Below are 24,008 nucleotides of genomic sequence, written 5' to 3'. Positions count from 1 at the left end.
GATTCCATTACAACATAATACATAATATTATCGTTAAATTTTAAAAAAGTCCAGAAAAAATTGTCTTTTTTACAAGGAAAATGTCTTTTCCTCTATCATGTGCAGGATTTTTTCGTTTGCCTGGTTATTCTTGCTGTTATCTGCTTCGAAGCGTTCCAGCATTCCCAGATAGTCTGCGCTCTCTCCGCACACATCAATCCCCAGGACCCTGTGATTTCTGCAGATCTTTCCGTAAACCTCGTTCAGCTGCTTTAGGGTCAGACCACCCTGATCCCAGTTGGTAGCAGCCTCCCCCGTGTCTATTACATCTTTATCAATAGAAATATATACCGGATAATGAATATGCCGCGCCGCAAATTCCTCCCAGACATCGCTTTCCTCCACCGTCTGCCTGCTATATGCTGTAATCCGCTTTCTGTATGCAGGATCAATGGCCTCCAGCTGCCTTTTTTCCATTCCGATCATAATTACTTCCTGAAGATACTTATGTTCCTCCAGAGTTCTTCTGACCCAGCACCCGCAGGATAATAACTCCTCAAAAAGCGGCTGCTGCATATCTGTGTGATGGTCAAAGAGAACCAGGGCAAATGGTTCTCTGATATATTCCAGCAGCAGATAAGTCACATAGTGATAATTGCCGGAATCAATAAAATGAATTCTGGCATGGGGTCTTTGTCTCAGCCGTTTTCTCAGTACAGCCATGGCATGGCTGTCACAGTAGCCATTTACCCCGGATACATCTGTAAGATCGATCCAGGTATACTTCTCCTTCCGGTAAAAATCCTGTTCCTCATAGACATGATCAAAATTCAATACTGTTATGGGTTCTCCCATTTATTTCTCATTCTCCCTTTTTCTGCTGTCAAAATAAACAAACCTGTCTACCGCATCCAGAATGTCCTGAAACTCTTCCCTGGGTGCAAGGTCAATATACCTTTTAAGAAGCTCCCGTTCCTGTTCCTTATATCTGCCATAAAAAATATCAAAAAGGTTATGGCCCCGCAGGTAAATTTTCACTTCCTCCATATGGCTTATGAGTTCTTCCTCAGATTCCAGGTTCTTCCCCAGCACTTCTGTCAGATGCTGTCCGCTCCGTATTCTCCAGAGGTAATCCTGCCATTTTCCGAAGAGGATGCGGTAAAACTCTTCCGGAGTCTCTATCACTCCCAGCTGTGCCATAATCTCCGGATTCAGGAAATAGTTTTCAAAGGAATAGTATTTTAAAATGAGAACATTTCTCCTGGTTACCTTGGGAAGCTTATCAATGTCCTCCAGGCTGCGCTCATCGTAATATCTGCAGAGCTGCTTTGCCAGCTGTTCCGGATTCTTCCCGTCCCCGTCCCTTATCATAAGAAACTGGTCCCTCATATATATCTGGTTCATATACTTCAGATTAGCGTAAGTTTTGATGTTCGTACAGCTATTGGTCGTTATAATAGCAATCCGCGAAAGCTTCCCTTTTTTGTCATAAATCTCAGAATAATATTTTTCAAGAAGCAGCGGCAGACGGTTTTTATCCTGTCTGCCCTCTACAATAAATACAAAGCTTACATTCATCAAATCGCTGGCCGAATATCCCAGGTCATCGAGAATAGCGTTTATATTCGTCTTTTTCCTGGCAACAGAATATTCATCCTCCCCCAATACAATCTGACGAATCTGCCTGCTGTTAAAGTTAAAAATCAAATTCGGAGAGTGGGTAGAAAAAATCACCTGATTCTTTTTCGACAGCCGATACAGAATCTCACTGGAAACCTTCTGCAGCTTGGGATGGAGAAAAATCTCGGGATCTTCTATCATGATAATACTAGGGATTAGATTTCCCTGTTCCACGTATGCCTCCAGAAGAGACAGCATATAGATACTTTTCATGCCTTTGCTCAAATGTTCAATAGGCTGCTTTCTGTTTCTGCCGCTGTGATACGTTTCTACCGTAACCTGAAACATATGATCCGGACTGCATTCCATCGTATAGCAGATTTCTTCAGAAGAACCACCGTTTCTTCTGAAATTCCGGTTCACCTTACGGGAAAAATCGCTTAGGTTCATATGATACATCTTATACTCCAGAAGCTTTGATGTCTCGAACACATCCAATTCCCGGGGCGTCTTCTTCTCAATCAGCCCTATGCAGGAAAAACAGTGCTGACACTGCTTCCCCTCATGGAACATACAGCTGCCAGAGCGCATTCTGCCGAGAAGTTCGTTTTCCTGAAACATCAGCAGATCATCCTGTATTTCTTTAACCTCCCGCTGTATGTCAATAAAATAAATTTTTGGAAAAACCTCCCGAATATGGGAGTTATTCTTTTTAATGCCATCGTGATACCGTATTTTCCCCTCATAATTGGCTGAAAACTCAAAGAACAGCTTACCGTCCTTATAGGAGGGCAGCTTCTGGCAAAAGTCCTTCTCCCACAGCTCATAGCGTTTATACTGGCTGACCATCCCAAGGCTGTGAAGAAGCCCTAAATCCTGAGGAGAAAAGCTTAACGTAACCTGAATCTCTATATTCTGGCGCTTTTCATTAAAATCCTCTTTTTTTATCTCATACACCCCGCCCACTGCACGAATCGCATCCAGGACAGAAGTTTTTCCCGTATTATTTTTCCCCACAAGAATCAGGGCATTTTCAATTCCCTCTATACGCATTTCACGGATAGATTTAAAGTTCCGAATAACAAGGCTCTCAATCTGCATAATCTGCTCCTTTTCTGGAACAACATGTAACTACGGCAAAAGGACGGAGAGTGTGTCCCCGCCCTGTATTCTCAGGCTAACCTGGAGATAAAGCTTTCAATCTTGTCAAATGCAGTCTTCAATTCTTCAATAGAATACGCATAAGAAATCCGAATAAATCCCTCTCCGCATTCCCCGAACGCAGTCCCAGGGATCACAGCCACCTTTTCCTCCGAAAGCAATCGGTTGGCAAATTCTTCCGAAGTCATGCCGAACCTGGATATATTGGGGAAAATATAGAATGCTCCATACGGTTCAAAGCAGGAAATATTCATCTGCGCTAACCGATGCATCAGATATCTCCGCCTTTCATTGTAAGACTGGCGCATTAAAAGCACATCCTCATCCCCATATCTCAGTGCACTGACAGCTGCATACTGGCTGTTTGTTGGCGCTGACATAATGGCAAACTGGTGGAGCTTGATCATCTGCTTCATAATCTCACCGGGCGCCAGAGCATAACCAAGTCTCCACCCCGTCATGGCATAGGCTTTTGAGAATCCATTGATAAGAATGGTTCTCTCCCGCATTCCCGGAAGACCTGCTATGCTCACATGGGGATCTCTGTATGTCAGTTCACTGTAGATTTCATCTGATATGACAGCCAGATCATGTTTCATAATCAGGGGTACCAGTGCCTCCAGATCTTCTTTCTCCATAATCGCCCCGGTAGGATTGTTGGGAAAGGATAAAAGAAGCGCCTTCGTTTTTGGGGTAATGGCCGCCTCCAGCTCTTCCGGCTTCAAACGGAACTGGTTTTCCTCCTTCAGGGAGATCGTTACCGGCACTCCGTCAGCCAGCTGTACACAGGGTACATAAGATACAAAAGCCGGCTCCGGAATAATTACCTCATCCCCCGGCTCCAGTATGGTGCGGAAGGCAATATCAATGGCCTCACTCCCCCCTACGGTAACAAAAACCTCACTTAAGGGATCGTAGCTAAGCCCCTGTTTTCTCTTCATATGTCTGCATATTTCTTCCCTGAGCTCCTTGAGACCGGCGTTGGAGGTGTAAAAGGTTCTGCCGGCTTTCAGAGATCGGATACCCTCCTCCCGGATATGCCAGGGTGTATCAAAATCAGGCTCCCCAACCCCAAGGGAAATGGCATCCGGCATCTCGCTGACCAAATCAAAAAACTTTCGGATACCTGAGGGTTTCATCTGCTTTACTTTATCAGTCACAAACCGGCTCATGGAGTGATCACCATTCTTCCATCCTGTTTTTTCTTAATCAGGTTGACTCCCTGCTCCTTATATTTTGTCAGCGTAAAATAAGTAGCCGTGCTTTGCACTTCATCCATAGACGCCAGATTTTCTGATACAAACATGGAGATTTCCTTTATGGTTTTCCCCTTCAGCTCTACCAGAAAATCGTAAGCCCCTGACATAAGATATAAAGTTTCCACTTGGGGATACTGGTAAATCTGCTCCGCGATTTTATTATAGCCATCTCCCCCCTGAGGAGTTACCTTCAGTTCTACCAGTGCAGTTACCAGTTCCTCCTCTTCCTTGTTCCAGTTAATCAGCGTATGGTAGCCGCATATAACCTGCTCATTCTCCAGTTCTCTGATAATCTTCTGTACCTCGTCTGCCGGCCTGCCTGCCATCACGCCGATCTCCTCAGCGCTCAGACGGGCATTCCTCTCCAACAGCCGCAGAATCTCTTTTCTCAATTCTATATCCATATTCTGTCTCCTCATCTCTGCTCACACGGTCTGGTTTACTGTCTTTTTATTCCAGCACTCTAAGCTTAGCCAAAAATTCATATCCCAGGGTAGTAGTCCCCACATACCCCACATCTCCGGTCATAAGAACTTCGCCGTCCTCTTCGATTTCTACCTGAAGTTCTCCTCCCGGCATATGAACGGTCATCTTATTGCTGGCAAGGCCCAGGCGGTATGCCACACCTGCAGCCGCACAGCTGCCGCTGCCTGATGCCAGTGTGTAACCGGCGCCCCTCTCGTGAATTTCTATGGCTATATTGTATTCATCTATAGGCTTCATGATCAGCGTATTCATCCTGTTCGGAAAACAGGGGGCGTCCTCGGAAAACTTTCCAATAGAACAGACCTTTTCCCTTGAGATTTCATCCATGGGAATGACACAGTGGGGAATTCCTATAGAAACACAAGTGGTCTTATAGGTCTTTCCTCCAAACTCCATCTCCTCATTGATGACTTCCCGCCTGGGTCCTGTGACAGGAATCTCATCACTGAAAAAATTGAGTTTTCCCATAGATGCCCGAAGCCGGCTGCCGTTCTCATTGAGATAGGTCACTTCCACAGGCCCTCTGTCTGTGTGGAGAACAAAATGTTTTTTCTGAACATAGTCATTATCCTTGAGATAACGGGCAAAGATTCGGATTCCGTTTCCGCTCTCCTCTGCCATGCTCCCGTCCGGATTATATATTTTCACATGTATGCCGTCTTCCTCAAAATAAGGCCCCACCAAAATTCCGTCAGACCCCACCCCAAAATGCCTGTCACAAATCATCCTGGCCCGCTTAGGTGTCAGCTCATAAGTGTTTTTAATACAGTCGTACACCAGATAGTCATTCCCCAAACCGTGATATTTTTTAAATGTAACTGCCATAATTCATACCTCCCTATTCTCTCTTTTCCTATCATAGCAAGCATTATTTGATCACAAAATCGAAATGGTGCTTTTTATATTGCAAATTATGCTGTATAATACAAAAGAGGTGTCTACTATGAGTATATACGAGAAACGTGGGTATTTAAATAGTGAATTTCAGCTTTTTCACCTGACAGATGCCCCCATGACAGAATTTGAATTCCATTACCATGATTTTGATAAAATAGTTCTTTTTATCAGTGGTAAGGTAAATTATATGATCGAGGGAAAAACATATGAACTAAAGCCCTATGATATCGTATTCGTCAACCACAATGCCATTCATCGTCCGGAGATAGATGTGACAGTGCCATATGAACGGATTATCGTCTATATCTCTCCTAATTTTATTAAAGATTACCGTACCGGCGACTACGATCTCAGCTACTGCTTTCAAAAGGCACAAACGGAGAATTCCAATGTCCTGCGCATGCATACCCTGGGCAAAACGACTCTTTTTGATTCCGTTGTGGCGCTGGAGCAATCATTCTCTGATTCCGCCTACGCCAGCAGCTTGTACCGCCAGCTGCTTTTTCTGGAGTTCATGATACATTTGAACCGTGCCGCCCTCAGCAATGACCTGGAATACCTGAATACCAGCACCTGCAATTCCAAAATCATGGACCTGCTGGCTTACATTAACGAACATCTGGCAGAAGATCTCTCCATTGATCATCTGGCTCAAACCTTTTATATCAGCCGCTATCACATGATGCGGCTTTTTAAAGAAGAGATGGGGTATACCATTGGGAATTATATTTCATACAAACGGCTGTCCCTTGCCAAAGAATTGATAGAGAAGGGGATGCCTGTAACACAGGCCTGCTTAGACTGCGGGTTTAAAGATTACTCCACATTTTCCAGGGCCTATAAAAAGAGGTTTGGGCATTCGGTGACCGGGGATAGATAATGGAAGAGTGTATGTAAAGTTCGAGGTAAAATAGTTGCCAGCGGAGTGTTGCGGACGGTCAAGGGAGGAGGTCTTGGGGCCAGAGACAGGCCAGACGCACGTAAGAATGGGCAGAGAATGCACATAAAGCATTCTCTGCCCATACGAACGGTGTTCCCACTGGGGTATCCAAACTTAGGAAGCTATTTCTCTCCTACTCGACAATTTTATAATACGTCCTAGCCGTCACTCCGTAGACAATTCCATACAGTACCCCAAACACCAATATCACGCCAAGCGTACAGGCAGCAAACAGTCCTACATTCGTCAGATTCATAATTGCCATTAATCTGGTTACTATAGGAAAGGCAAAAGCAATGTGAATGACAGCCATAACCAAAGGCAGGAAGAACACGGTAAGTACCTGACTTCTGATAGATGATCGGATTTCCTTTTTGCTCATTCCCACCTTCTGCATAATGGCAAATCTCTCTTTGTCATCGTACCCCTCCGAAATCTGTTTATAATAAATGATCAGTACGGTTGCCATTAAGAAAACCAGGCCCAGGAAGATACCAATAAAGAACAGTCCTCCATATACCGAATAAAAATCTTCTCTGCCGGATAATCTTCCTTCCACAAAGACGGCCAAATCCCCGTCTGTATTTTGCTCAAACCGTGACTTCAGGTCACTCTCAAAGTCCCGAATCTCATTCTCATCGCCCTTTAAGTCAAACCCATACTTATACATAAGTCCGTTGAGATTGGCTTCTTTAAAATCCTGTTTCTGCATCTGCCTCTTCACCGCATCTGCGTCCGGGAGAATCATGTAATATACCTCTATGAGTTCTTGATCCTCCGGTCTCTCTGTATCAAATAAGTGATCCAGATGTTTTTTCACCTGAAAGGTATCGCCTTCTATAGTAATCTGAGAGTCACTGGAATCGTTTTTTGAATACATGAGGATTTCGCCCGGATTCAGTGTTTCCTCTTTGTGCTCCAGGCGGTTATACTCCTCCAGAGGAATCAGGCATATCTCTTTTAATTGGCTGCTGTTAAAGTCCTGCAGTTCGGTGATTTCAAAATCGCTGCCATCTTTATAAGCAACCATGCTTCCCATACTGACAGCAAACTGATTGACTGCCTCCATCTGACGGTCTTTCAAGGTCTCCTCCACTATGGAATTGACAATCTGCTTCTTTTCTTCATTGATATCATATCCTGTAACCTGTACTTCTCTGGGGTATCTGGTTTTAAGAGCATCCTCCTGTCCCACATACAGAGATACCGTGCCTGAAATCATAACCAGCACCGCTGTTGATAGAATGCAGATATTGGCCAGACCTACCGCATTTTGTTTCATTCTGTAAATCATTCCCGAAACGCTGATAAAGTGCTTCGTCTGATAATAATATCCCGGGTTTTTCCGCAGAAGCTTCAATATGGCCACACTTCCTGCTGTAAACAAAGCATAGGTGCCGATAATGACCAGAAGGACGGCTACAAAGAAAAGCATCATTGCATCGAGAGGAGATTTTGTGACAATTGATATTGTATAGCCAATGCCTAAGCAGATAACTCCCACCAGAGCCAGCAGCCATTTTGTCTTAGGTTCCCGCTCTCCTCTCTGTCCCCCTTTAAGGAGATCTATGGGATTTATGAGGTGAATCTGGTGCAGATTGCTTGCCAAAATCACCAGGAAAATCGCAGCAAAAAGGCAGATCGTAGACAAAAGGGCTTTACCGTATATTGCCGATTTCAAGGTCACTGAAAAATTTAAAAGTTTTAGCAGAAGAAGGAACATGAGACGGTTCAGCAGAAGCCCTCCCACCAGTCCTCCCACTATAATAATCAGTGCAATCTGCAGGGTTTCGCAGAACAGCATCTTACCAATATGTCCTTTATTCATTCCAAGAATATTCAGAAGTCCTATCTCTTTCTGCCTCTGCTTCATTAAGAAACGGTTCGTATAAAACAGAAAAATCACCGCGAAAATTCCGATCACCCAACATCCCAGATTGAGTATAATCTTCAGACTGGCGCCCCCGCTCATGTGATCCAGTCCCTCATTTAAGGAGATGGAATTCAGCATATAGTACATCATCGTAGTGAAAATCCCTGCTAGAATATAAGGGATATATACTCTTTTATTCTTTTTGATGTTATTGGCTGCAAGTTTGTGATAAAAGCCTTTATTCACGTTCCTCACCTCCGCTCATCAGCACCGTCAGTGTATTGTTAATCTGGTGCATAAGTTCCTCACTGTCCATATTTCCCTTATAAATCTGATTGTAGACTTCCCCATCCTTGATGAACAGCACTCTGCCGGCATGACTGGCCGCCCTGGCACTGTGCGTTACCATCAAAATGGTCTGTCCCTCTTCGTTAATCTCTGAAAACATATCCAGCAGTTGATCTGCGGAACGAGAATCAAGAGCTCCGGTAGGCTCATCCGCCAGTACCAGTTTGGGGTTTGTAATCAATGCTCTGGCGGCGGCGGCACGCTGTTTTTGTCCCCCGGATACTTCATAGGGATATTTTTTTAAAATTGCCTCTATGCCCAGCTGTTTGGCCAGGGGAAGGAGTCTTTTATTCATTTCCTCATACGGCACCTTTGAAAGAACAAGGGGAAGCAAAATATTATCCTGAATGGAAAAGGTATCCAAAAGATTGAAATCCTGAAACACAAAACCCAGATTATTTCTTCTGAATTCAGCAATTTCCTTTTCCCGTATCCCCACAATACTTTTTCCGTTCAGCATAACATCTCCCCCTGTAGGTTTATCCAGGGAGGCCAGAATATTCAATAAGGTGGTTTTTCCGGAACCAGACTCACCCATTATTGCAACATATTCTCCTTCCTCTACAGAAAATGATACATTGCGCAATGCCTGCACTTTATTGCCGCCGAATCTGGTAGTATATGTTTTTTTTACATTTTTTACGTCCAATAATTTCATAATTAATCCTCCATCCATATGATAGCAGGTTTTCCCTGCGATTACATACATCAGAATACCAAACCTACAGATCTTCTGCCATAGATTGGGCTTACATTTCATTGAGGCAATCTTACGAAACCGTAAGGTTGCTTAACAATATAATACCCGTTATAATCGCATATATCTGCATATTTACAGCATTTTTCATGGATTTAGTTGGATAATTATTCAGATAACCCTTTATAATTCTTTATATTATCTTGGGCAATTGGTGTAAAAATTGGTGTAAAATACGATTTATCAAAAATCCATTGGTGTAAAAACTTTATCTAACTAAAGTACTGTTTTTGCTTGTGGTTGACAGCTTTCCAGGAGGTTTTAAAAACTAGATACTATGCTGCAAGTATAAATGGTCCACTTTTTCTATCTCACTTCGCATCCTACTTATGTCAACATGATTATAAACTTGCATTGTTAGATGTAAGTTGGAGTGCCCCATTATCTCCTGTAGGGTTCTTTGATCCATCCCACTCTCGGCCATTCTGGTGCATCCAGTATGTCGTAAAATATGTGGGGTAATATTCGGTAATAACTCTGGATCACGCCCTTCCCGTTCAGAATCATACTTCTCTTTTTTATTGTAACCGCACACTATACGTTTTAAAAGACGCTCGATAGTGTTAACACTCATTAATTTACCTTGGGATGTTAAAAAAACAAAATCGTGGTAATCACCAACTGTGTGATTTTTTATCAATCCCCTTCTAAACATTAATTCTTTTTGGTTTACTATACTCTCGATTGCTCTTTGGCTCATAGGTACATAACGATTACTTTTAAATGTTTTGGGGGCATCAACAAAGAAATGATTTTCTTCTTTTTCATAATATGAGTGTAATAGCTGATGGTCTATTTTAATCATTTTTGTATTAAGTTTAATATCATTCCAAGTCAACCCACAAATCTCACTTGCTCTACAAGCTGTTTCAATCATAAACACGAATAGCCAATAATATTCTCTATATACTGATGAAGAAGCAACGTATTTTAAAAAAACACCTTGCTCTTCTAGCGTTAGTGCTTCTCTGGCATTTGATCTTATACCTAATTCTTTAACGCAACCTTTTGCATAATTCTTTCTTATGAAGTCCTCCGATGCCGCATAGTTAAGAACTGCACATATAACTTTTCCAAGTAATATAATGTTTCCATTACCAACATAATCATCTTGCATATCTTGATACATAGTAATGAAATGATGTTTTCTTAATGAATTTATTGGAATATTTACTTGTCTTCTTTTACTTATATGTTTATCCCATAGCATTTTATAATTGCTATATGTCCTTTTTTTGACATGTCCAAGTTTTATTTTAGATTTATAATACAAGTCAAATAAATCATTTAAATTCATTTTCCCAGAAGTGTATGAAATAAAATCCTCAGCCTCGGTTCTTATCTTCTCTTCTTTTTCTCTTAAAGAGATGTCCTTTCTTTTACCCTTAGGGTGTGGATCTTTTTCCACAAGTCTCCAACTGTATTCCGCTTTTCGTTCTCCTGAAATATCGGTATAGCGAAACATATACCTCCCATCGTTGCGTTGACTTTCACCATCCCTTAAAATACGTCCTTTGTTATCTTTGCGCTTTTCAGACATTATGCTCTCCTTTCCAAATCTGAAAAGAGCCTTAATATGATATATAAAATATACCATAAGAAGGCTCCGTATTCAATTAAAGTGCCTGAAGTTTGTCGTTAAACTCCTCAAATTGCTTGCGCTTAATCAGTCGATGAGTTCCTTTCCAGATAACAAAATTGCAACTGGGGTCTCTAGTTAAATTGTCCAGCTTATTAACTCCTATGTTGAATAGAGCTGCAGCTTCTTCTAATGTTAGATTAACTTTTTCCCATACTGGAATTTCTATTTTCCCTATATTAAACACCTCCTCTAAATTCCCAACTCAAATTTCAATTGCGGCTGAGTTGGATTATAATCAGTCAATATGAAATCCTCATATGTAAACTCATAGAAATTATCCTTCGTAGTATCTAAAGCAAAAACAGGTTCTACGTCTTGAGATTTTCTTTTTAACATTTCCTCAGCTTGTTCGACATGCCTATCATATATCTGAACATTTGTCATAAAATGAGTAAATACCCCTGGTTTATAGCCACAATGCTTTGCTACCATCATCTGAAGCGCTACATACTGTATCTGGTTAATATTCCCGGCGGTCAGCCAGTCGCTGGAACGCTGAATTAAGCACATATCCAAATATTCGCCGCGTACATTCCAGATAGTCAGGAAGCAGCAAGGCATAAGTCCATCAGTCATTTCAAAGTCTGTATTTTGCCAAAGAGACATTATGTGCCTCCTGCCATAAGGATTATTTTTAATGTCATCCAACAATCGTTCCAACAAATTATGCCTCTTGACAGTTGCACCGTACCTTTGGCCGATAGTGCCTGGTATATCTTTGCTCTCCCATGGCCTCCACCATTTTATATCTAATATATCTTCTAAAATCTCAAGAGAATTGCTTTGCCACTGATAAATCCAAAGAATTTCGTTTATTGCTTTTTTGATTTTAATTGGACGTAAGGTTGTGATAGGGAATTCGTTTTTAGATAAGTCATAAGAATGTAAGACATGATTAATTGATATTGTATGCGCTGGAGTCCCATCAGCATATTGAGGTCTAGGATCTTTATCCCAGTAACCCTCATCCAAAATTCGTCGAATTGTTTCTTTCATATATCTATCGGCTTTAGTCACTGTGCTCCCTCCTTTACTTTCCACTTTTCCAGTGTTTTATAGAACATATCTCTAACCGATGTTCTTTCAGTATGTATCACCACGGTTATCGGCTGGGATAAATCTAAACTTAAAAGCCCAAGATACGATTTGCCGTCAATTACCGCACGTTTCTGCTTAACATCTATGTCTTCCTCATATATATTGCAAACTTTCATAAAGCAATTTAAGTCTTCTATCTCAGGCAATTTAATATTAATTCCCATATGTCCTCCTATTTTATGTATACATCCGATTTCTTGGTTCCCAGTTCTAGTGCTTGCTGGTGACTGGAAACGTATATATCAATTTTATTCCCTTTAATAGCGCTCCCAGTGTCTTCGGCTACATATGTCACACCGTCTATAATGACCTGGCTGTCTAAAGGTATGACACGCGGATCGACTGCTATTGTTCTGCCAGCGGTAGGCATTGTCCCACTTTTTGTCGCTCCTCCAGCCCATTTTCCACAACATTTTCTGCAGTTACAGTAATATGTAATCTTAAACTTTCCTAGATAGTTCAGAGCCGTATTCGATGTTTCAGTTACATCTGGCTTTTTGTCTCCTAAATACTTGCCATACACATAAGCCTTTCCCTCTTGGTAAGTCACCTCAACCCATTCACTATCGTCTGTTGATTCTATTATCTCAATCTCCGTTCCGAACGGTACAGCAGTTAACTTTTCAGCTTCTATGTCCGGTGCACTTCTTATATTAAGGCCGTTTTTTGCTGTAACGTATTTCACATTATTTGTTGTTTCAGCTGCATATATAGTACTCGTATTAATGGCAAGTGCTGCCAAGATAATTCCAATTATTCTTTTGTGATTCCTAATTTCTTTATCCTCCTAATCGTTCTTTCCCTAATTCCTTTACCCATTAAGATTTCTCCACTGCCATTACAAACTACCAACATGTTTTTAATATCTGCTCCATGTCTCTCCTTTGCAAAATTTCAGTTTTATTGAATAAACCCATCCTCTATCAGGTCCATCTGTCCCTCTATATTTTTATCTTCCATCCACCAGAGGAATACTTCATAACCATTTTTCCATCTTGGCGGATTCTTTTTACAATTTACTTGAAGATATTCCAACATTTTATCAAATGCCCGTATATATGCCCTTTGATATGTCGGGAAGTCAGCAAATTGTTTCCATCGCCCTTTGGAAGCCATAGGGCAACCAATACACCCTACCCGTGAATATCCATGATCATACAGAGGATTATATTCTATTCTTTCTGACCGGATATACTCCCATATATCACGGTGCTCCCAATCAATTATAGGATTTACTACCATTTTGTTTTTCTGCATACAGTGTTCGGTCATTTTACGTTTTTCTAAATTATCATTCATGAGCATGATTTCATCCGTAGCTGTAATTTTATCTGCTTTTACCTTGCTAATCGTCTCATAGGCTTGTCTCTCCGTTCTGGCAGTGCTTTCATCCCAGCGGACTCCCGTTCCAATAAATCTATTAGCACACCCTGTTTCTTTTAATATCTGACAGCAATATCGCATAAGCCTGGAAGGGGGCATTCCTTTTTGGGGTATAAGTGTCCACATACTAACCCGCTTTCCCTTGTACTTAGGCATTTCAATAGCTGCCTTAATTCCCATATCCTCCAGTTCCCCGAACCTCTTACGTATGTGATACACTGTCGGTGGCGCATCAACAGTAGTATGGCTATTATGCACCTCAAATGGCACTCCAGACCGCTTGAACAGCTCCAGCATCACATCACTGTCCTTCCCGCCGCTATATGTGCATACCAGCGGTTTCCCGTAGTGCTGCAGACTCATTTCTGACGCCAGTTTGATTCTTTTTATTGACTTCTGCTCTAAATCCATCATTGAAAGGAAGCCGATGCATCTTTCCCGGCCGGGGCTTCCGCCTCCTTTCTTATTTGCTCAAATCTTAATTTACATTTCAAAGCAGATATTCTGCCATTTTTTATATGCGTCCATGTACAGCTCGTTCCTATCCCCGTTAAAAGTCATTTCATAGTACATACCGTCCGGTGCAGTCGTTGATAATAATGCCTTATGATTCTGCAACGTCTTACAGTACCAAACCACATACACATCATTGACAGCAATATCTACTACATCTGTTTTCTCACAATGCTCATTATAGTAATCAACCACTTTAGCTTTGCAGATGTTTAAAAATTTCTGACTTCCCATATTTCCTGCTTTCTCCGGCACTCAGCAGCCGACCGCTAAATCCTAAGTTACTGACCTTGTTCGTAATATGTTAAATCTACAATCGCCTCTAAAACCTCATCTTCATCCATGCAAGTTAATTGTTCAATTGTTTTTACGTGCTCATCCAAAAGGTCAGGAAATGCTGCCATTACCTCTTCTTCAATGCAAGAAGAGCAGCATGTCCCATCCTCTACCCAAATCTCAGTAAATTCTTTCCCCATAAAAGTGAGAGTTTTTGTTATCGTATTTCCTTTGATTTCCACTTTATACTTTGCCATCTCTTACCTCCTTAAATCTTAATTTGTTCCCGACATTTATGTCGGCCGCTAAATCCTAAACTAGTAATTCCTTTCACCGAAACAATTATGTTTAAAATCCGGTTTTGGTACATCATTTCCATAATAATATAATTGTTTATCATAAAGCCTACACATGGTTATTTCACCAATCATTCCATGTCTGTATGTGTGTGTAATTTTATATTTATTAGGACATTTATAACAATTTTTCACTTAAATCCTTCCTCTTAATCCGCATCTTTATATCCAAAGCAAAAAACTCTTTCTCAAATCATAGTTGAATATACCTAACGCTCTAAACAATATCCACATCTTGGACACTCATACCATTTGTCTTTATAGTAGTTGTTCAGTCCATAGTCTTCTTCCTCCTCAGTCATGTAACTGCCGCACTCCGGACATGTCTTTAATTGTGACTCAAATAACTCCTGTCTATCATTCTCATATTCATATTTCATTTTAAACTCCTGTGCTCCCAAACCCGCCATTCCGAACTCTATCAGTAGCATCATCGACTGTGATCCCATATTCCACGAAGATTCCTTGCATGAATCCTTCGCCCGGATTAATCCTCAACATCTTGGCCTCATTGCTGTCATTCGTCATTTTTGCAAATATGTGCCCTTCATTTTCTGAGTAAAAGTAATCGCTGTCAATTATCCCAACAGTATTATTCAGCTGGAGGCGATATTTAAAACCCAGTCCGCTCCTAGGATAACATTTCAGCACCCATTCGGGCTCCATCTCAACACGAATTCCCGTGGGGATTTTTATTGTTTGACCGGGACTTAAAATGATATGATTAGGGGCAAAGAAGTCATACCCGGCAGAACCCTTAGTTGCGCGTTTTGGTAGTTTCAAATTATCATATATTTCTCTTATATCTTCTGTGGAGGAGTCGGGAAATACATCTTTCCAATCTTCTAAAAATCTATCCCAACTTACTTTGTGAAATTTTGCGATTCTCTTCATATTTTAATTATTCCTTTCTTTTCCATAATATAAAATGAAATTGTTGCGGATACTAATTACCAAAAGAGGTGATTAGAATGGCAGTTGCACACAAGTCCGCTATATCATATGGATTTCTATATGTCCCAGTTGGACTCTATAAAACCACTAGAGATATTAGCGTAAATTTTAATCAATTGTGTAAAGATACTCATGAACGAATTAAATATAAAAAATACTGTCCTTCCTGCAATAAGGAAGTGACTAATGATGATATTGTTAAGGGATACGAATTCCAAAAGGGTAGATACGTAACGATTACTAACGATGAAATAGAAATGATTAAAACCAAGAAAGATAAAACCCTACATTTGGAAGGCTGCGCTAAAATGTCAGATATAGACCAGATATACTTTGATCGTAACTATTATGTGGTTCCGGAACCAGGGGCAGAGCAGTCCGTAGAACTTATACGTCAGGCATTATTAAATTTAAAAATAGTCGCTATTGCTAAAACTGTGATTAATGTTAATGAAGAGTTAGTTGTGCTGTATCCTACAAAAAACGGATTATTGGCAAAAATACTGTATTATCAGGAAGAGATACAATCTATTCCGGTAACATCGATTAAACCAACTATAGATAAGCAACAACTAGAGATGACCAAGACATTGTTTAAGACAATGATTAAGCCGTTTGATATCTCAGCATATCACGACGAATACCAAGAAAGGCTTAAGGATGCTATTGAAAAGAAAATCGAAGGAAAGCAAATTGTTTCCGCAGATAATAGTGGGCCATCAAATATCATCAATTTTATGGATGCAGTTCAAAAAACTCTTGAGACTAAGATTTCGGGAACAGCATGATAACAGAAGATTTATTTCTAACAAAAGGGATTCATCCAATGCTGATAGGTGAAGAACGTGATCCCTTTGATTCTGACGATTATATTTATGAATTGAAGCTTGATGGAATCCGATGCATTGCCTATCTGGATAAAAATGGAACGGATTTGCATAATAAGCGTAATAAGCAGCTCCTTCCGTGCGTCCCGGAACTGGCCGAGATACACAAACATGTATCCTGCAGGTGCATATTAGATGGAGAATTATTTGTATTAAAAAACGGCGTGACTGACTTTTACGAAATCCAACGTCGGGTTATGCTGACATCTCCTTTTAAAATCCGTCTGGCAGCCCAACAATATCCCGCTTGTTTTGTGGCGTACGATATCATTCAAAAGGAATTTCGAAACGTCACTAAGCTCCCCTTGATGGAGCGTAAAGAGATGTTAAAGAGTGTAGTGGCAGAAAATAATTACTTTGGATTATCCCGCTATGTAGAGCGTAACGGTGTAAAATTTTTCGAACTTGCCCAGGAGCGGGGGCTAGAAGGAATTGTTGCTAAAAAGAAAGATAGCCTGTACTGGTTTGGAAAGCGCACAAAAGAATGGATTAAGTCTAAGGTATACACCTCTGGAGACTATGTAATCTGCGGATATATACAAAAATATAATGACATGACAAGCCTGGTATTAGGTCAGTATGACGGAAATATCCTAAAATATAGAGGTCATGTAACACTAGGCGTATCCCTGCGCAAACTGAACGAGCATCCATACCTGATAGTGGATGATTCTCCTTTCGGATATGTGCCAGAAGGAAACGGTGCCGCCACATGGTTAGAACCCAGGCTGGTATGTATAGTTGAATCAATGCCTACTGATAATGGCAATTTCCGCCAGCCTGTACTCAAGGCCATTCGAGATGATAAATCACCCATAGAATGTCAAATAACTTCTGAGGCCGATGCTTAACGCGTTGGCCTTAATCGCATTTACTCCAGCCGCATGATTTGCATATATTGCAGCCGCCTTCAAAAAAAAGTTCTTCTCCGCATTCAGGACACTTAGGTTTATTTGATTTGTTTTCTTTGATTTTTACTGGCTTATTTTCAGTTTTTAACGATTCATCATCATCACCGATATCATTTTTCATTTCTTTATACATAGCTATTAATGCATTCCCTATTGCTACCGGACAGCTGCTTCCTTTACTTGTATCATGCTTCGTAGCCTTTCTTACAGCATACGACGGACACGTCCCGCTACTTTGGAGCTGATCGACTATTGAATATACATCAATCCCCCCTCTTGCAGCCAGGGATATCATCCGGGAAAGACCGATCATGAAATTATGGCATCCGCCTGTCGAGCCTTTGCTAAAATATGTCTCCAGCAATTCACCTGTATCTGGATCGAAGAAAGCTTCGCAATGTAAGGTTCCACATCCAGTTATAATTGTCCTCTTCTTACCTATACAATTATCATCTGCTTTGATAATCATCCCACGCTCAAGCTGATTTGATGTATTATCCTCTTGAGTATTTTTATCCGTGGTCAAAATACCTCCTCTTTTACACCCATCACGGTAAATAGTTACACCTTTTAGACCTTTCTCCCAGGCTCTCATATATAGAGCTTCTACTTCCTCTATAGTAAATGAATTTGGTACATTGACTGTGGAACTTATTGATGCATCAATGTGTTTCTGCCAAATTGCCTGCGTATCGATTCTTTCTTTATAATTTAAATGTTGTGCCGTTATAAAATATTTTGGCAATTCAGTATCGTCTTTTAAGCCGTGCTCACTCATATATCTTTGTACAATGGGCGTATATACTTTATAGTATTTATCGCATCCATGAAGAGACTCTGTTTTTCTGGTATAATAGTTGGCAAATATAGGTTCTATCCCGCCAGAAATACCAAGCATAGACCCCGTACTCCCTGTTGGTGCTATAGTTAGTAATTGAGAATTGTGTAGTCCATATTTTTTTACTAATTCTTTCGTATACCCTAAAGCATTTTTAGTAAAATAAGCAGATTGTTCTATGGCTATTGGATTATACATTGGATATGGTCCATACTCTTTAGCCAATAGTGCTGAAGTTTTTATTGCTTCATCCGCCATAGCATGACCTATCATATCACAGGTATGTAAGGCCTCTGAGCTTCCATATCTTATTCCCATCTTTATCAGACAATCAGCTAAACCCATAATTCCTAGACCCACTTGACGCCAATCTCTTACAGAATCCCTTTGCTCTTGCAATGGATGTAGTGGCAACCCCTCATCGAGAACACCATTCAATCCTTTTATGGCTATAGATACTGTACTTCTAAAATCTTCGAAATCAAAAGTTTTATTTGGTGTTACAAATTCGGATAAATTTATGCTACCTAATAAACAACTGCCACCTGCCGGAAGAGGTTCTTCGGCGCAATTATGTACCACATAACCTTCTACAATTCCCCAATGTCTCTCAGGTTCAATAAAGTCATACACCTTAATTTCTTCATATGGTTCTACATTATAAACATAGGAGGGCCTATTTTTCATCATTATTTCAAGTTGTTCCCTCTTGTACTGTTGATAAAAATTGATTTCAGCGATAAACTTAGTAATGTCTTTATATTGGCCAATATTTACATCATAACTTTCTCTACATTCATATTCTCCATTTGGAAATTTTATCTTTCTAGGTTTGTTTGTTGTAATATAAACTCCATGAATATCAAAATCCTCAAATAATGTCTGTGATAGTTTTTCAGCAAATTTCTTACAAGTGGTTTTATATAAAACTCTTCCGTTTTTAATCACTGAACCATTGGCGGAATAACATCCATGTAAAAAACTAGCCTTCTGATTATGCGTCCAAGAATCATATGTATCAGGAAATTCTCTATCCGGTAGATTGGTTTTGGAAAAGCCTAATCTCAGTAACTCTTTTTTATATCCATCTAAATATATAGATCTTTCTGATTTGATTGTAAATTTTTCATTAGCAAATAAGTCATAAATATCAGTGTCTTTCTTACCAATATTAACTTCAATCCCTCCATGATCTTTACTATCAAGTCTTTTTAATTGCCCATCCCCTTGTATAAAACCGCATTTAACAAAAAATTCATCAAATGATTTATTTGATTTTGTATATGGCATAATATACTTTCCTTTTAAATCTTTAGCCATACACTCTTCGCCGTCAATAGTCATAAATCTATGGTCTGGTGTACAAATAATTTCGTCTTTTGCCAATTTTATTTTTACAGTTTTTTTTGACCCTGAACACCATACTTTACTCTTAACAATATTTCCATTTACATTATAAATAAAAGGTTCTGTTCCGCATAACTCTTCAAATGTTTTATATCCTACTGTTGTTAAAAGTCTCATTTTCCCTGAAAAGCATGGATTTGTTCCAGAATAATGAAAAGCATCATCACAACTAAGTAAATTCCAGTTTTCTATTCTATCCCAGAAAAGCATCCCCGGTTCAGCATAATCCCAATTGGCAACACATATTTTGTGAAAGAATTCGTATGCATCTATCTCTTTTGTGATAGTCTCTCCTGTAGCTTCTCTTGTAAAACTTAACGTAAATGGTTGTCTATTTTTTACTGCCACCATAAACTTATCAGTTATACGAATAGAAATATTTGCCTTGGTAACTCTCTCAAGATCGGATTTAATATTGATAAACTCTTCTAAATCCGGATGTTCACAGGATAAGGAAATCATCAATGCTCCGCGTCGTCCCTGTTGACAGATGAGTCCTGTTATTAATGAGTATAAATCCATAAAGCTCACAGATCCCGTTGTCGTTTTTGCAGAATTTCTTACTATTGACCCTCTTGGAGCTAGTTTACTAATGTCAATTCCGCATCCGCCTCCATAACTATATGTTCTGGCTAATTTGGTTGCACAGTCGAAAATCGACTCAATAGAATCCTCTGGAGGTGATATCACATAACAATTACTATATGTCGTCTTTGGATATTTATTATCTGAATATGCCTTTTCTAAGCATGTATTTACATCTGCTCCATGCATCAGATCTCTTTTATAAATTCGTAATGGGTCTAACGCATTTCTGTTCGAGAGAATTCTTCCACCAAATAAAAATTTCTTCTCGACTATCAGTTTTTCAATATCTTTATCCCCTCCTGAAACTCTTAAAAGCCATTCATCAAAGCTTTCATTATTATTTCTGTATTTCTTCTCCCATATATCTATTCCCAGGGTATTTTCCTCCCCCAGCCACTCTTGAACTGTCATTTATGCCTCCATTCTAATTACATATCCTTAATTTTTACTTTCAGTTTTTCTAAAGCCCTGTAATTATCAGACCCATATTTGCTATGGTCTTTTATAATCATATGAATCTGCTCATTACTAATTAGCTCTATAAGTATCTTTCTCTCTTTATCAGATAACTTTTTCAATATTTTGCTCCCTTTCTAACCCAACAATTCTCTTCTAACATCTTCCCAGTTACATAATCTTTTACCAGCCCAGTCCTCATTCCAAGAGTAAATATCTCCAAAGACTGCTTTATACTTAGCGTTGCTTGTTCTTATATTTCCGGAGCTGTCGTCTAAGAAAAATCCATCTGACATATCAATATGCGATTTATCTTTATATTTTTTAAGATTTACACCAATCATTTCTATACCTGGAAGATTATTTTCTATCCACTGTTTTTTCAGGCGTAAATTCGGCTTGAATCCATGTGTAATAATTTTTATATCATAAAAACCTTTAATTTCCTCAATAGCCTCTTTTGCATTTGGCATAAATTCAAGTCTATTAAAGAATCTAGGCTGATTAAAGTATGTATTTATATATTCTCTGCTCGCACACATGCATTCTTTGAAATCCCATGTATTTATATCCCACCATTTTATAGGCTGAAATTTTTTATAAGCGACAAAATCCTCATTATACAAGGAAACGATTGCTTCTATAGTGTTTGCAATGCAACCATCAAAATCAAAAAAAATCGTTTTAACTCCTTTAAGCATTTTCACCTCGCACTTTATTAATTATTCTTACTAACTTACCTACTGCCTCCTCCAAGTCATTATCATTCAAAATCCGATACTCAATAATATTAGACTTTTCAAAGCTTCCAAACTCATTATTCTCTTTGTCATAATTTTCTTTCCAGGATTCAAAGCCTCCACGTTTCTTAGCTCTCTTAATTGCAGTCCTATAAGGAACGGTGATGTAGATAGGAACTAACATAATATCCATGTCTTTAGTTTTAAGCTTTAGTTCATAATATCCGGATGGATTTATGATACATATATCTGATTCCATTAATTGTTGACGGGTAGTGAATGAGCAATATCCACACCTTTCAGTATAAGCAACCATATCTTGGCGGAGAGCATCCACCTCTTCAGCTTTGATAAATATGTGATCAGATTCCTCCTCAGTTTCACCATTTCGTTTGCTCCTAGTGGTATAAGATTGAAGCACTTTTAATTTTAACTCTTCAGCAGCTCCTTTACAGATTGCACTCTTACCAGAACAACTTCTTCCTATTATGCAGTATACTATATGCATCTTAATTCTCCTCATGTTGAGCCTTCATATCTAAATATGTAACCCCAACGGCCATCGCCGCCCATATATCGGCCTTAAATCCATAAAACACATCCGGGTTCTTCTTATTTCCTTTCCCATTCTTGAAGTCAAATTTAGCAAAGCGATCAATAAGAGCTATTCGAATATTGGAGTCTTTAGCCTTCATACTTCCGCATAGGTTGATTTTCTCGTCCTTGCGATATATAAAATCTTTCACTTTTGCATTGGCAACCTCCCAGAAGCGTCCTATCCAAATGCAAGTGTCAAACACCTCTCTTCCAACACCCATACCATATGATGCTATATTTTCAATAACAAATTCGTCATAAGTTTCTTTTCTCAATTTCTCAAGTAGTACTTCGTTTTGAACTTTATCAAATCCGTATATTTTATAATGATCGTCTAATATAACATATGCTGTTTCTGCAGAGCCTGGGTCTATAGCTATTAGTATGTCAAATCACTCCCTTCTTCTTATCCTTTGAAACTACTCTTTCATTGCATTTCTTATTTTTGTATTTCTTCATTCCATATGTGATTTTTGAACCTTGCTCCACACTTAGGGCATTTAATAAAAAATGGAACATCGACTTCATTAATCTCAGGTTTATATTTTCTACTAGCAATTACGTATCTACAGTTGCCGCACATGCAAACAACGACAGAATAGTCTTTATCTGATGGATTTTCCGAATTATGCATGTCTATACCAATTATTTGATAACCGTCTATTTATATCACCTCCAAACTCCAATGAAAGAAAGGTTTACTCCTTTTCCATTACATACATTATTCTTTAATCTTTCTTATAAAATCTTGCTCTGAGATAATCGGAACTCCCAATTCTTTTGCCTTTTTATTCTTAGAAGAACCGGATGTCGTATCATTGTTAATAAGAAAATCCGTTTTAGAAGATACACTTCCAATTACTTTGCCGCCTTTAGACTCAATAATCTCCTGTATTTCCTTGCGATTTTTAAAGTGTTCAACTGACCCAGTAATAACAAATACTTTACCAGTTATTGCACTGTTGATAGATTGTTCTCCTATTACAGTATTCGTAATATGCAGATTCCTTACCAACTGTCCTACTCTGTCCTCATTCCACATTGTATGGAACCACTGGTGGATATTCTTATTTAATACATCCCCAAAACCATCTAATCTAGCGAAATCATAATTTCCAAATCCCGCTGCCTCAAAATCATCCCATGTGGAAAATGTCTTTGCTAATTCCTTGGACTGTGATGTTCCAATATTAGGAATACTTAGGGCTGTAATAAAATTTTTCAGTTCTACTTCCTTACTCTTTTTGATACTTTTGTCAAGTTTTTCTACAGAACGAGTCCCGAAACCTTCCATATTAATAAGTTCGCCATAATGACAACCGAGATTGTAAACATCAAATAGACACTTAATCCATCCAAGGTTGATAAATTTCTCTAATGTTGCTTCGGAAAGTCCTTCGATATCCATCCCCTTCTTAGATACGAAGTGCGATACTCGGCCAAGCAACTTACCTTGACACATTTCATTCGTGCAAGTAAGCACTTGCGTATCGTTATCCTTAATAACGGCTGTAGTCGCTCCGCATACTGGACACTGCTTTGGAAGTTCTAAGTATTCAATTTTATTATTATTTAACATATTCCCAATGATAACCTCCCGCTGTTTTTCTATTTCTATATCCAGTACAACACATACATATACCAGATACGTCTATACTATTAATTTTTGATGCATCATGAAAGCTATCGTAAACTATATCTTTTTCAACACATTTTACTTTAAGACCTTGAGTTTTTGATAATCTCTCGTTTCTTGTTCCATAATTACGATTTTCTTTTGGCGTCATCCATTCTAAATTTTCCAAATTATTATTAGTCTTATTTTCATCTTTATGGTTTACTTCATATTGTTCCGTATTGTATATTGGGTAAAATGTTGATAATACTAATCTATGAACCAAAAAATATCTTCTTTCATTTTCACAGCATAGTCCAATTTGCAAATACCCATGTTTTCCTTTTCTCTGTTTTAATATTCGCCTGTTCTTATATTTATTTGAAGCTATTCTTCCAAGATTACTTACTTCGTAATCTGGTGCTTC

Annotated in this window: 27 protein-coding genes; 3 read left to right on the top strand and 24 right to left on the bottom strand. The window is 39.2% G+C overall.

Features of this window, described 5'->3' with window-relative positions; translation table 11 throughout:
• Positions 1–69: 69 nt before the first annotated feature.
• The 5 genes from GKG41_RS13275 to dapF form a co-directional block, all read right to left on the bottom strand.
• A complete protein-coding gene (locus GKG41_RS13275; protein WP_154259372.1) occupies positions 70–834 on the bottom strand; it encodes an arginase family protein in 765 nt (254 codons plus the stop codon).
• On the bottom strand, positions 835–2,700 hold the full coding sequence (locus GKG41_RS13270; RefSeq protein WP_154259370.1) for an ATP-binding protein: 1,866 nt from the start codon (positions 2,698–2,700) through the stop codon (positions 835–837).
• Positions 2,701–2,771: 71 nt separating this feature from the next.
• Positions 2,772–3,932: an aminotransferase class I/II-fold pyridoxal phosphate-dependent enzyme gene (locus tag GKG41_RS13265; protein WP_154259368.1), complete on the bottom strand. Its 1,161-nt coding sequence runs from the start codon at positions 3,930–3,932 to the stop codon at positions 2,772–2,774.
• The gene (locus GKG41_RS13260) at positions 3,929–4,423 is read right to left on the bottom strand and encodes an Lrp/AsnC family transcriptional regulator (protein WP_154259366.1); all 495 of its coding nucleotides are present in this window, start codon (positions 4,421–4,423) and stop codon (positions 3,929–3,931) included. Before GKG41_RS13260 ends, GKG41_RS13265 begins: the two co-directional genes overlap by 4 nt.
• Positions 4,424–4,469: 46 nt before the next feature.
• Positions 4,470–5,330 (bottom strand): diaminopimelate epimerase, encoded by an 861-nt coding sequence (gene dapF, locus GKG41_RS13255; RefSeq protein WP_154259364.1) that lies wholly within the window; start codon positions 5,328–5,330, stop codon positions 4,470–4,472.
• A gap of 118 nt (positions 5,331–5,448) precedes the next feature.
• On the opposite strand from dapF, the gene GKG41_RS13250 reads away from it, so the two are divergent.
• Positions 5,449–6,282 carry an AraC family transcriptional regulator gene (locus GKG41_RS13250; protein ID WP_154259362.1) on the top strand — a complete coding sequence of 278 codons (834 nt, stop codon included), beginning with the start codon at positions 5,449–5,451 and terminating at the stop codon, positions 6,280–6,282.
• A gap of 193 nt (positions 6,283–6,475) precedes the next feature.
• Here the strand turns inward: GKG41_RS13250 and GKG41_RS13245 are convergent, their stop codons facing one another.
• The 12 genes from GKG41_RS13245 to GKG41_RS13190 all read right to left on the bottom strand — a co-directional run bounded on the left by GKG41_RS13245 (position 6,476) and on the right by GKG41_RS13190 (position 15,482).
• Positions 6,476–8,461 (bottom strand): FtsX-like permease family protein, encoded by a 1,986-nt coding sequence (locus GKG41_RS13245; protein ID WP_347563299.1) that lies wholly within the window; start codon positions 8,459–8,461, stop codon positions 6,476–6,478.
• Positions 8,454–9,221, bottom strand: coding sequence for an ABC transporter ATP-binding protein (locus GKG41_RS13240; protein ID WP_154259360.1), 768 nt, complete (start codon positions 9,219–9,221; stop codon positions 8,454–8,456). Before GKG41_RS13240 ends, GKG41_RS13245 begins: the two co-directional genes overlap by 8 nt.
• Before the next feature lie 367 nt (positions 9,222–9,588).
• On the bottom strand, positions 9,589–10,860 hold the full coding sequence (locus GKG41_RS13235; protein ID WP_173015542.1) for a site-specific integrase: 1,272 nt from the start codon (positions 10,858–10,860) through the stop codon (positions 9,589–9,591).
• Positions 10,861–10,936: 76 nt separating this feature from the next.
• Complete coding sequence (locus GKG41_RS13230; protein ID WP_347563298.1) at positions 10,937–11,146, bottom strand: excisionase; 210 nt, start codon at positions 11,144–11,146, stop codon at positions 10,937–10,939.
• Positions 11,147–11,151: 5 nt separating this feature from the next.
• Positions 11,152–11,979, bottom strand: coding sequence for a thymidylate synthase (locus GKG41_RS13225; protein ID WP_347563297.1), 828 nt, complete (start codon positions 11,977–11,979; stop codon positions 11,152–11,154).
• The gene (locus tag GKG41_RS13220) at positions 11,976–12,224 is read right to left on the bottom strand and encodes an HPr family phosphocarrier protein (RefSeq protein WP_194167090.1); all 249 of its coding nucleotides are present in this window, start codon (positions 12,222–12,224) and stop codon (positions 11,976–11,978) included. Before GKG41_RS13220 ends, GKG41_RS13225 begins: the two co-directional genes overlap by 4 nt.
• A gap of 8 nt (positions 12,225–12,232) precedes the next feature.
• Positions 12,233–12,802: a 3D domain-containing protein gene (locus tag GKG41_RS13215; RefSeq protein ID WP_154259356.1), complete on the bottom strand. Its 570-nt coding sequence runs from the start codon at positions 12,800–12,802 to the stop codon at positions 12,233–12,235.
• Between the two features lie 158 nt (positions 12,803–12,960).
• Positions 12,961–13,857: a phosphoadenosine phosphosulfate reductase family protein gene (locus GKG41_RS13210; protein WP_347563296.1), complete on the bottom strand. Its 897-nt coding sequence runs from the start codon at positions 13,855–13,857 to the stop codon at positions 12,961–12,963.
• Positions 13,858–13,926: 69 nt separating this feature from the next.
• Positions 13,927–14,190: a DUF6275 family protein gene (locus GKG41_RS13205; protein ID WP_154259354.1), complete on the bottom strand. Its 264-nt coding sequence runs from the start codon at positions 14,188–14,190 to the stop codon at positions 13,927–13,929.
• 47 nt (positions 14,191–14,237) lie between these two features.
• The gene (locus GKG41_RS13200) at positions 14,238–14,489 is read right to left on the bottom strand and encodes a hypothetical protein (RefSeq protein ID WP_154259352.1); all 252 of its coding nucleotides are present in this window, start codon (positions 14,487–14,489) and stop codon (positions 14,238–14,240) included.
• A gap of 308 nt (positions 14,490–14,797) precedes the next feature.
• Positions 14,798–14,968 carry a hypothetical protein gene (locus GKG41_RS13195; protein ID WP_154259350.1) on the bottom strand — a complete coding sequence of 57 codons (171 nt, stop codon included), beginning with the start codon at positions 14,966–14,968 and terminating at the stop codon, positions 14,798–14,800.
• 1 nt (position 14,969) lies between these two features.
• Positions 14,970–15,482 carry a deoxyuridine 5'-triphosphate nucleotidohydrolase gene (locus tag GKG41_RS13190; protein WP_154259348.1) on the bottom strand — a complete coding sequence of 171 codons (513 nt, stop codon included), beginning with the start codon at positions 15,480–15,482 and terminating at the stop codon, positions 14,970–14,972.
• A gap of 77 nt (positions 15,483–15,559) precedes the next feature.
• On the opposite strand from GKG41_RS13190, the gene GKG41_RS13185 reads away from it, so the two are divergent.
• Positions 15,560–16,330: a Ku protein gene (locus GKG41_RS13185; protein WP_154259345.1), complete on the top strand. Its 771-nt coding sequence runs from the start codon at positions 15,560–15,562 to the stop codon at positions 16,328–16,330.
• On the top strand, positions 16,327–17,280 hold the full coding sequence (locus GKG41_RS13180) for a DNA ligase (protein WP_154259329.1): 954 nt from the start codon (positions 16,327–16,329) through the stop codon (positions 17,278–17,280). Before GKG41_RS13185 ends, GKG41_RS13180 begins: the two co-directional genes overlap by 4 nt.
• A gap of 10 nt (positions 17,281–17,290) precedes the next feature.
• Here GKG41_RS13180 and GKG41_RS13175 read toward each other — a convergent pair whose 3' ends face one another.
• The 7 genes from GKG41_RS13175 to GKG41_RS13150 all read right to left on the bottom strand — a co-directional run bounded on the left by GKG41_RS13175 (position 17,291) and on the right by GKG41_RS13150 (position 23,867).
• Positions 17,291–20,584 (bottom strand): hypothetical protein, encoded by a 3,294-nt coding sequence (locus GKG41_RS13175; protein ID WP_154259327.1) that lies wholly within the window; start codon positions 20,582–20,584, stop codon positions 17,291–17,293.
• A 17-nt stretch (positions 20,585–20,601) separates the two neighbouring features.
• Positions 20,602–20,751: a hypothetical protein gene (locus GKG41_RS23185; RefSeq protein WP_173015543.1), complete on the bottom strand. Its 150-nt coding sequence runs from the start codon at positions 20,749–20,751 to the stop codon at positions 20,602–20,604.
• A 15-nt stretch (positions 20,752–20,766) separates the two neighbouring features.
• Entirely contained in the window at positions 20,767–21,330 is a 564-nt protein-coding gene (locus tag GKG41_RS13170; RefSeq protein ID WP_154259325.1) for a hypothetical protein, read from the bottom strand.
• A complete protein-coding gene (locus tag GKG41_RS13165) occupies positions 21,323–21,877 on the bottom strand; it encodes a hypothetical protein (RefSeq protein ID WP_173015544.1) in 555 nt (184 codons plus the stop codon). The genes GKG41_RS13170 and GKG41_RS13165 overlap by 8 nt, the downstream gene beginning before the upstream one ends.
• Before the next feature lies 1 nt (position 21,878).
• The gene (locus GKG41_RS13160) at positions 21,879–22,241 is read right to left on the bottom strand and encodes a hypothetical protein (RefSeq protein ID WP_194167089.1); all 363 of its coding nucleotides are present in this window, start codon (positions 22,239–22,241) and stop codon (positions 21,879–21,881) included.
• Positions 22,242–22,687: 446 nt separating this feature from the next.
• Entirely contained in the window at positions 22,688–23,545 is an 858-nt protein-coding gene (locus tag GKG41_RS13155; protein ID WP_154259321.1) for a BRCT domain-containing protein, read from the bottom strand.
• On the bottom strand, positions 23,535–23,867 hold the full coding sequence (locus GKG41_RS13150) for an HNH endonuclease (RefSeq protein ID WP_173015545.1): 333 nt from the start codon (positions 23,865–23,867) through the stop codon (positions 23,535–23,537). Before GKG41_RS13150 ends, GKG41_RS13155 begins: the two co-directional genes overlap by 11 nt.
• Between the last annotated feature and the right edge of the window lie 141 nt (positions 23,868–24,008).

The organism is Lactonifactor sp. BIOML-A5, assembly GCF_009677585.1.
Taxonomy (GTDB): Bacteria; Bacillota; Clostridia; order Lachnospirales; family Lachnospiraceae; genus Lactonifactor.
The sequence above is the reverse complement of the archived record's forward strand: the minus strand, read 5'-3'. Positions and strand labels throughout refer to the sequence as shown.